This window comes from Halobellus sp. Atlit-38R, assembly GCF_003665925.1.
Lineage (GTDB): Archaea > Halobacteriota > Halobacteria > Halobacteriales > Haloferacaceae > Haloquadratum > Haloquadratum inordinatus.
In genome coordinates this window covers 1-504 of the sequence record NZ_QXIJ01000227.1, presented here as the reverse complement: position 1 = coordinate 504, position 504 = coordinate 1, and the positions used below count along the sequence as shown (strand labels likewise).

At 72.0% G+C, this 504-nt stretch carries 1 protein-coding gene; it reads right to left on the bottom strand.

Translation table 11 applies throughout. The features are described from left to right. Position 1 precedes the first annotated feature (1 nt). Positions 2-504, bottom strand: a 503-nt coding sequence (locus D3D02_RS19080; protein WP_342764635.1) for an EF-Tu/IF-2/RF-3 family GTPase, incomplete at its 5' end; no start/stop codon positions are given.

Genomic DNA, 504 nt, shown 5'->3' with positions numbered 1-504 from the left:
GTCAGCGACCGCGCGGCGGCGGGTCCTCGGCCGCGTCTCCGGTCCCCGTCACGGTCCCGACCCCCTTGCTCGACCCCTCGCGGAAGACGAACCGCTGTCCCTCCTCGATCAGGTACGAGCGGAACTTGAACCGGACGCGTGCTTCACCCGTGTCGCCCGGGAGCAGCCGGCCGTTCTCCGGGAAGAACGCGGCCGCCTCGGAGACGGTCTCGAGGTGGACCACGGGCTCGTACCCCTCCTGGATCCGGGTCGGGTGGTTGAGCACCATCACCTCGGCGTCGAACTCGCGGACCGGGTCCGGCTCGGCGTCGCGGGGGACTAGGGCCATCCCGCGCCCGATCTCGTCCTCGTCGACGCCCTTCAGCGCGATGCCGACGATCCGCCCGGCGGTCGCCTTGTCGACCCGGTGGTAGTGCATCTCGATCGACCGCGCCTCGACCTCGCGGAAGGAGCCGTCCGGCATGGGGCCGAGCAGGAGCTCGTCGCCGGTCTCGACGGTCCCCG